Annotated in this window: 10 protein-coding genes; 5 read left to right on the forward strand and 5 right to left on the reverse strand. The window is 70.7% G+C overall.

Features of this window, described 5'->3' with window-relative positions:
- A partial coding sequence (gene uvrA, locus KBZ04_RS12155) for an excinuclease ABC subunit UvrA (RefSeq protein ID WP_254992177.1) occupies window positions 1-1,691 on the forward strand: 1,691 nt, incomplete at its 5' end.
- 3 nt (window positions 1,692-1,694) lie between these two features.
- A complete protein-coding gene (locus KBZ04_RS14220; protein ID WP_261351095.1) occupies window positions 1,695-2,186 on the forward strand; it encodes a TerB family tellurite resistance protein in 492 nt (163 codons plus the stop codon).
- A 7-nt stretch (window positions 2,187-2,193) separates the two neighbouring features.
- On the opposite strand, the gene KBZ04_RS12165 is transcribed toward KBZ04_RS14220, so the two are convergent.
- Together KBZ04_RS12165 and purT are read right to left on the reverse strand one after the other, a co-directional pair.
- Window positions 2,194-3,189 (reverse strand): LCP family protein, encoded by a 996-nt coding sequence (locus KBZ04_RS12165; protein WP_254992178.1) that lies wholly within the window; start codon window positions 3,187-3,189, stop codon window positions 2,194-2,196.
- A gap of 64 nt (window positions 3,190-3,253) precedes the next feature.
- Complete coding sequence (gene purT, locus KBZ04_RS12170; RefSeq protein WP_254992179.1) at window positions 3,254-4,459, reverse strand: formate-dependent phosphoribosylglycinamide formyltransferase; 1,206 nt, start codon at window positions 4,457-4,459, stop codon at window positions 3,254-3,256.
- 94 nt (window positions 4,460-4,553) lie between these two features.
- On the opposite strand from purT, the gene KBZ04_RS12175 reads away from it, so the two are divergent.
- Entirely contained in the window at window positions 4,554-4,712 is a 159-nt protein-coding gene (locus tag KBZ04_RS12175; protein ID WP_409995974.1) for a 5'-phosphoribosylglycinamide transformylase, read from the forward strand.
- A gap of 30 nt (window positions 4,713-4,742) precedes the next feature.
- On the opposite strand, the gene KBZ04_RS12180 is transcribed toward KBZ04_RS12175, so the two are convergent.
- From KBZ04_RS12180 to KBZ04_RS12190, 3 genes are all read right to left on the reverse strand, one after another.
- Window positions 4,743-4,991, reverse strand: coding sequence for a hypothetical protein (locus tag KBZ04_RS12180; RefSeq protein WP_254992181.1), 249 nt, complete (start codon window positions 4,989-4,991; stop codon window positions 4,743-4,745).
- Window positions 4,992-5,052: 61 nt separating this feature from the next.
- The gene (mraY, locus tag KBZ04_RS12185) at window positions 5,053-6,129 is read right to left on the reverse strand and encodes a phospho-N-acetylmuramoyl-pentapeptide-transferase (protein ID WP_254992182.1); all 1,077 of its coding nucleotides are present in this window, start codon (window positions 6,127-6,129) and stop codon (window positions 5,053-5,055) included.
- A 34-nt stretch (window positions 6,130-6,163) separates the two neighbouring features.
- A complete protein-coding gene (locus KBZ04_RS12190; RefSeq protein WP_216907275.1) occupies window positions 6,164-6,415 on the reverse strand; it encodes a DUF3134 family protein in 252 nt (83 codons plus the stop codon).
- Between the two features lie 51 nt (window positions 6,416-6,466).
- Between KBZ04_RS12190 and KBZ04_RS12195 the strand changes: the two genes are divergently transcribed.
- Together KBZ04_RS12195 and argG are read left to right on the forward strand one after the other, a co-directional pair.
- Window positions 6,467-6,727: a hypothetical protein gene (locus tag KBZ04_RS12195; protein WP_254992183.1), complete on the forward strand. Its 261-nt coding sequence runs from the start codon at window positions 6,467-6,469 to the stop codon at window positions 6,725-6,727.
- On the forward strand, window positions 6,724-7,449 hold a 726-nt coding region (gene argG / locus KBZ04_RS12200), incomplete at its 3' end, for an argininosuccinate synthase (RefSeq protein WP_254992184.1). The genes KBZ04_RS12195 and argG, both read left to right, overlap by 4 nt.

The raw sequence follows: 7,449 nt of genomic DNA on the forward strand, positions 1-7,449 counted from the left end.
TGGAGAAGTACCTGGAGCTGGTGCCCTGTGAAAGCTGCCACGGCCTGCGGCTGCGGCCCGAAGCCCTGGCCGTGCGGGTGGGGCCCTACGCCATCCACGAGCTCACCTCCGTGAGCGTGGCCGTCACCCTGGAGCGCATCGAGGCCCTGATGGGGGTGGGGGCCAGCGAAGGGGCGGAGCCCCTGCTCAGCAGCCGCCAGATCCAGATCGGTGACCTGGTGCTGCGGGAGATCCGCATGCGCCTGCGCTTCCTGCTCGATGTGGGCCTCGATTACCTGAGCCTGGATCGCCCCGCCATGACCCTCTCGGGCGGGGAGGCCCAGCGGATCCGCCTCGCCACCCAGATCGGCGCCGGCCTCACCGGCGTCCTGTACGTGCTCGACGAGCCCAGCATCGGCCTGCACCAGCGTGACAACGACCGCCTGCTCGCCACCCTCACCAAGCTGCGCGACCTGGGCAACACCCTGATCGTGGTGGAGCACGACGAGGACACGATCCGCGCCGCCGATTACCTGGTGGACATCGGACCCGGTGCCGGCGTCCATGGCGGCCACATCGTGGCCGAGGGCTCCCTCGACGACCTGCTCAACGCCGAGGACTCGCTCACCGGGGCCTACCTGAGCGGTCGCCGCTCCATCCCCACCCCCGCCGAACGCCGCGATGCCGGCAGCCGCCGGCTCACCCTGGCCAACTGCACCCGCAACAACCTCCAGGGTATCGACGTGGAGATCCCCCTCGGCCGGCTGGTGTGCGTCACCGGGGTGAGCGGCAGCGGCAAGAGCACCCTGGTGAACGAGCTGCTGCACCCGGCCCTCGAGAACCGCCTCGGCATGAAGGTGCCCTTCCCCTCCGGGCTGGAGGAGCTGCGGGGTATCAAGGCAATCGACAAGGTGATCGTCATCGACCAGTCGCCGATCGGCCGCACCCCCCGCTCCAACCCCGCCACCTACACCGGCGCCTTCGATCCGATCCGCCAGGTGTTCGCCGCCACGGTGGAGGCCAAGGCCCGCGGCTACCAGGTGGGCCAGTTCAGCTTCAACGTCAAGGGGGGGCGCTGCGAGGCCTGCAGCGGCCAGGGGGTGAACGTGATCGAGATGAACTTCCTGCCTGACGTCTACGTCCAGTGCGACGTCTGCAAGGGGGCCCGCTACAACCGCGAGACCCTGCAGGTCACCTTCCGGGGCCACACCATCGCCGATGTGCTGGAGATGACGGTGGAGCAGGCCGCCGAGGTGTTCGCCGCCATTCCCCAGGCCGGCGACCGGCTCAGCACCCTGGTGGATGTGGGCCTCGGCTACATCAAGCTGGGCCAGCCGGCGCCCACCCTCTCCGGCGGAGAGGCCCAGCGGGTGAAGCTGGCCACCGAGCTCTCCCGCCGTGCCACCGGCAAGACCCTCTACCTGATCGACGAACCCACCACGGGCCTCAGCTTCTACGACGTCCACAAGCTGATGGACGTGATGCAGCGCCTGGTCGACAAGGGCAACTCGATCCTGGTGATCGAGCACAACCTCGATGTGATCCGCTGCGCCGACTGGCTGATCGACCTCGGACCAGAGGGCGGGGACAAGGGCGGCCACATCGTCGCCATCGGCACCCCCGAGTCCGTGGCCGAGAATGCCGCCAGCCACACCGGCCGCTACCTGCGGCACGTGCTGGAGCAGCATCCCCCCATTCCCCTTGCGGCCTGACCCATGGCTGAACTCACCGCCGCCCAGGCGGCCCTGCTGCGCATCGTCTGCACCGTCGCCTGGGCCGACGGCGAATGCTCCACCGCCGAGCGGGAGTTGCTGGCCGAGCAGGTGGCCACCCATCTCCACGGCGACAGCCCCAGTGGCCTCGGTGAAGCGCAGCTGGAGGCCTTCCTGGCCGAGCGGCTGCCGGTGGCCGGCCTGGACGCTCTGGTAAGCCAGCTCAGCGGCGGCGATGCCCGCCAGCTGGCCCTGAAGCTCAGCTACATGATGGTGCGGGTGGGGCGGCGCTCACCGGCCGAGCCCAGCATCAACGCCCAGGAGCGGGTGGCCTACCGCCACCTGGTGGAACTGCTGGGCCTGGATGACGCCAGGATCCAGGAGATCGAGTGGGCTGCCGAAGCCGATCTGCCCAGGAAGCAGGGTCTGGCCCAGCTGCTGGCCGAACTGACCGCCGGCTGGCGCAGCCCCGACGACGGCCGCGGCCCCACCTGAACCGTCCTCAGGGGAGGGGCTCGTCGCCGCTGCCGCTGGGGTGGACCTGGTTGCTGTCGGGCATCCAGTAACTGAGGTCGTTGTGCCAGTAGAGCCGGCCCGGCACCCGCTGGGTGCTCAGCTTGCTCCGGCCGAGGGCTGACATCAGCTGGGTCATCTCGATCGGCGAGAGGTCGGTGACCATGTCGTTGCCGGCGATCTCCAGCAGGGCCGGCAGCCTGGCGATCGTGGCGGGATCCGCCAGCTTGCGGAACACCTGGGCCATGACCTGCCGCTGGCGCTCCATGCGGCCCAGGTCGCCCTGTTCGTCGTGGCGGAAGCGCAGGAAACCCTCCAGGTCGTTGCCCTTGAGAACTTGCCTGCCGGGGTAGAGATCGATGTAGAGCCCCTGGGCGTTGTCGACGTAGTACATCCGCTTGGGCACGTCCACCTCCACCCCACCGAGGGCCTCGGCGAGCTTGCTGACCGCATCCAGGTTCACCTTCAGGTAGCGGTCGATGGGAGCTGACAGCAGCTGGCCCACCTCGTCCTTCGCGGTCTGGATGCCACCAAGGGCGAACAGGGAGTTGGCCTTCACCACCCCCAGCTGGGGGGACTCGATGAAGGTGTCCCGCGGCACCTGGGTGATGTGGGTGATGTCGCCGTCGAGCCGCACGGTGAACATCACATCGGTGTTCTCGCCCACCGAGTCACGGCCGAGCACGAGGATGCGGCGGTTTTCGACGGAGAGGGGATTCAGCACCGCTCCGATGCCGCGGGAGGTGGGAATCAGGCCGGCCAGGAACGGGGCCAGGCGCGCCGGCAGCGGTCCGGCCAGGAGGGCACCCACGGCGATGCCCAGCCCGAAGGTCACCAGGGGGCGGCGCCGGGACCTCTGCTGGGCCGGGGGCCGAGGCTTCGGATCGGTCCTGGGGGCCTCAGGAAGCGCCACAGCCCCCAGGTCCCGTCGCTCCCGGGTCTTCCGGGAACGGGAGAGCTTGGAGGTTGGATGGGCCTGAGACATGATGCTACCCGCAGGGGCGCACCATAGAGCTCGAAGCCGTGCAAAGCCAGTGGTGGCCGACGGTTCAACCGCTGGTCTGCACCTGCACGAGCACGGCGGCCCCATCGGCGCGCCGGCGGGCGTCCGTCTCATCGTCGCCGCGGGCCAGGGCCACCCCCATCCGCCGCCAGGGCCGGGTATCGGGTTTACCGAAAATGAGCACCTGGGTGTCCGGTACCGTCAGGGCCTGCTCCAAACCCAGGTAGCTCGGTGTTCCGGGCCCGCCGGGGGCTTCCGGTCCGGCCAGGATCACCCGGGAGGCCGCCGCTCCAAGGCTGCGGATCTCGGGGATCGGCAGTCCCAGGACCGCCCGCAGGTGCAGCTCGAATTCGCTCAGGTTCTGGCCCACCAGCGTCACCAGGCCCGTGTCGTGGGGCCGGGGCGAGAGCTCGGAGAACACCACCTCCTCGGCACCGGGCTCGCCGCAGAGGAAGAACTCCACCCCGAACAGGCCGGCGCCGCCGAGGTCGTCGGTGACGGCCTTCGCCATCGCCTGGGCCGCCGCCAGCTGGGCCTCCCCCAGCCGGGCGGGCTGCCAGCTGCACTGGTAGTCGCCCCGCTCCTGGATGTGGCCGATCGGCGGGCAGAACAGGGTGGGGCCCTGCCACTGGCGCACCGTCAGCAGGGTGATCTCCAGGCTGAAGCGCAGGAATTCCTCCACGATCACCCGCGCCCCGGTCCCCCGCGCTCCGGCCATGGCCCCGTCCCAGGCGGCTTCGATGTCGTCGGGCCCCTGCACCACGCTCTGCCCCTTGCCGGAGGAGCTCATCACCGGTTTCACCACCACGGGCCAGCCCAGGGGTGCCGCCGCCGCCGCCAGTTCGGCGGCGCTTTCGGCGTAGGCGAATCGGGCGGTGCGCAGCCCCAGGCCCCGGGCGGCCAGGTCGCGGATGCGGTCGCGGTTCATGGTCACCGCCGTGGCCCGGGCGGTGGGAATCACGGTGAGGCCCTCCGCCTCCAGCTCCGCCAGGGCGTCCACCGCCAGGGCCTCGATCTCCGGGATCACCACGTCGGGGCGATGGCGCCGCACCACCGCCTTTAGGGCGTCGGGGTCGGCCATGGCCACCACCTCGCTCACCTGCGCCACTGCCATGGCGGGGGCATCGGCGTAGCGGTCGACGGCGATCACCCGGCAACCCAGCCGCTGGGCGGCGATGGCCACCTCCTTGCCGAGTTCGCCGCTGCCCAGCAGCATCACCGTCCGCGGGAAAGGGGAAGGGCCTGGTGCCATGGAGAAGGAGCGGCTGGGGCGATCCTGACGCGGCGCGAGCCCGTTCCCCTAACGTGCCGCGATGCTTCCGGCTCTCCTCTCCCCTCTTCCTGGCGTGGGCCCCCTCGCTTTCAGCACCGCCGGTGACGCGGCCAACGGGGTGCTGCCCTTCGGCTGGGATGTGGCCGGCTTCCAGACATGGACGCTGGTCTACCTGGGCGTCTCCTCCCTGGCCTTCGTGGTGGTGTGGCTGGTGGGCTACCTGCGCCGCTGAGGGTCCTGGCCGACACCGGCCTGACGGGGCTCAGGCGCCGGGCTCGTCCAGCAGGGTGAGCTGGCTTTCGGCCGATTCCTCGCTCACGAACCCGTAGGCCCCGAACACGGTGGGATCGGGGTGGGTGATGCGCTGGCCCTCCGGGTGGCGCTCCACCTTGAAGCCCTCGCCGGCCATGCGGCGCATCAGGGCCGCCGCCTCTTCAAACCGTGCCGCCATGGCCTCCAGGCTGGCGCAGTCGGCGGTGAGGCCCGTTTCCTTCCAGGTGAAAAACGCCATGGGCCCGGGTGCGACGGAGCGGTCGGCGGGGTCGCCGTGATCGACGACAGTCAGGGGCTGCTCAGGGAAGCAGCACCAATCCCACCAGCACCAGTATCAGGCTGACGCCCCACAGACCGAGCACCACCCGCTGCTCCGGCAGTCCCCCCAGTTCGAAATGGTGGTGCAGCGGGGCCATGCGGAACAGGCGCCGCCCCTGGCCGTCGGGGCCCTTGGTGGCCTTGAACACCCCCACCTGCAGGATCACCGACAGGGATTCGGCCAGGAACACCCCGCCCATCAGCAGCAGGGGCCAGAGGCTGTCGGTCAGCAGGGCCACCGAGGACAGGGCGGCCCCCATGGCCAGGGAGCCCGTGTCGCCCATGAACACCCTGGCCGGGTGGCGGTTCTGGCTGAGGAAGCCGAGCCAGCAGCCCGCCATGGCCGTGCAGAAGGCGGCCAGCACCGGATCCCCCCCGTGGCCCCGCAGCATCAGCTGCAGCCCCATGCCGGTGAACACGATGGCGCCACAGCCGGCGGCCAGGCCATCGAGGCCATCGGTGAGGTTGGTGGCGTTGCTTTCGGCCAGGAACACGAACAGGCCCAGGGGCCAGATCAGCAACCCGAGGGTGAGCACCCGGCCGAAGGGCAGACCCAGATCGCCGGGCACGCCGCCCCCCAGCCAGCCGCCCTGGTGGGCCCAGACCAGGAAGCCCACCGCGGCGAGGGCCTGGAGCAGCAGCTTGCCCCGGGGGCTCAGGCCCGTGTTGGTGCGGCGGGTGAGGCTGCGCCAGTCGTCGACGGCACCGATCGCCATGTAGGCCAGGGTGACCGCCGCCACCGCCAGCAGGCGGGGATCCTGCGGGCTGATCAGCCCGCCCACCAGTACCCCCACGGGCACCACCAGCAGGCCCCCCATCGTGGGCGTGCCGGCCTTGCTGTGGTGGGCCTGGGGGCCCTCATCGCGGATCACCTGGCCCAGTTTCAGGGCCCGCAGGCCGGGCACCCCGAGGGCCGCCACCCCCGCGCTGACCAGGGCCGCCACCACCAGCGGCAGGGTCAGCATGGAGTTGGCCACCAGGGCGTCGCTGGCCAGGCAGGCGGCCAGCAGGATCAGGGCGAGCAGGGCCGCAGGCGTGCGGCCGTCGCGGGAGGCCATCGGAGGGGCTGCAGGGTGGCGACGGATCGGACCGTCAGTCCTCCCAGTCTTCCTCGGAGGGCTCGTCGGCCGGGCTGTAATCCTCTTTCTCGCCCATCAGCGCCGACAGCTCCTCCTCTTCCACCGTGCTCACATCGGTGCTGGCCGTTTCCTCATCGGCCACCAGGCGGCCGCTGGCCTCCAGCAGGCTCAGCAGATCGGGCTCATCCCGCAGCGGCAGCACCGGCGCCGGCTCGTTGCGCCGGTAGCGGGTCAGGGAGGGGTTGATCGTGTCGAGAATGCTCATGCCGTCAGGCTGGGTCGTCAAGGACCGACTCAACACCCTACCGCGCCGACCATGACCATTGCCAAGATCCTGGACGTGGGCCGTCTCTGGTCGGCGGCCCTCGTGCTCAGCACCCTGCTGGCAGCGGCCGCCGTCCGCTGGCCCCAGCCCCTGCCGATCGTGCCGGCGGTGGTGGCGGCCCTGGTGCTCGGGCCTCCCCTGCTGCTGGCCCTGGTGGTCCTGCTCCGCTGGCGCCTGCCATCGGCGGACCAGGGGGGAGAATGGCCCCAGGCGACAGAATCGGTCGCCACAGAGCAGGAGCGCCACGGATGAGCGAGATAGGGCATCTGGCGGGCGGGGCATCGCCGACAGGAACGCCGCGTGCCGAGCGGGTGGTGCTCGCCTATTCCGGTGGTGTCGACACCAGCGTCTGCATCCCCTACCTGATGCGCGAGTGGGGGGTGAAGGAGGTGATCACCTTCGCCGCCGACCTCGGCCAGGGGGACGAGCTCGAGCCGATCCGCCTCAAGGCCCTGGCGGCCGGCGCCAGCCAGTCGCGGGTGGACGACCTGATCGAACCCTTCATCCGCGAGTTCGCCTTCCCGGCGATCCGCGCCAATGCCCTCTATGAGGGGCGCTACCCCCTCTCCACCGCCCTGGCCCGCCCCCTGATCGCCCGTCGCCTCGTGGAGGTGGCCCGGGAGGTGGGGGCCGATGCGGTGGCCCACGGCTGCACCGGCAAGGGCAACGATCAGGTGCGCTTCGATGTGGCCATCGGCGCCCTGGCCCCCGACCTCAAGGTGCTGGCACCGGCGCGGGAATGGGGCATGAGCCGCCAGGAGACGATCGCCTACGGCGAGCGCTGTGACATCCCGGCGCCGGTGAGCAAGAAATCCCCCTATTCGATCGACCTCAACCTGCTGGGCCGCAGCATCGAGGCCGGCCCCCTGGAGGATCCGATGGTGGAGCCGCCGGAGGAGGTCTTTGCCATGACCCGCTCCGTGGCGGACGCCCCGGCTGAGGGGCAGGTGGTGGAGATCGCCTTCGAGCAGGGC

Origin of the sequence: Cyanobium sp. N5-Cardenillas (assembly GCF_024345515.1) — a bacterium.
Classification (GTDB): Bacteria; Cyanobacteriota; Cyanobacteriia; order PCC-6307; family Cyanobiaceae; genus Cyanobium.